Source organism: Eubacterium ramulus ATCC 29099 (assembly GCF_000469345.1).
Classification (GTDB): Bacteria; Bacillota; Clostridia; order Lachnospirales; family Lachnospiraceae; genus Eubacterium_I; species Eubacterium_I ramulus.
Genome location: NZ_KI271134.1, coordinates 49,254 through 49,470 on the forward strand (window position 1 = coordinate 49,254; position 217 = coordinate 49,470).

1 protein-coding gene is annotated in these 217 nt (G+C 44.2%); it reads left to right on the forward strand.

All coding sequences use genetic code 11. The annotated features are described in order from the left end of the window. Positions 1 to 217, forward strand: a 217-nt coding sequence (locus tag HMPREF0373_RS17000) for a hypothetical protein (RefSeq protein WP_021739408.1), incomplete at both ends; no start/stop codon positions are given.

Here is a 217-nt window from a genome sequence, read left to right on the forward strand (position 1 = left end):
GGCTGGTGGTATGTAGAAGGTGGCAAGATCAATTTTGAGCATACAGGACTTGTGGCAAATGAGTATGGCTGGTGGTATGTAGAAGGTGGCAAGATCAACTTTAATGCAACCGGACTTGTAGCAAATGAGTATGGCTGGTGGTATGTTCAGAATGGAACTATCGACTTTGGTTATACAGGACTTGCAGCAAATGAGTATGGCTGGTGGTATGTAGAAG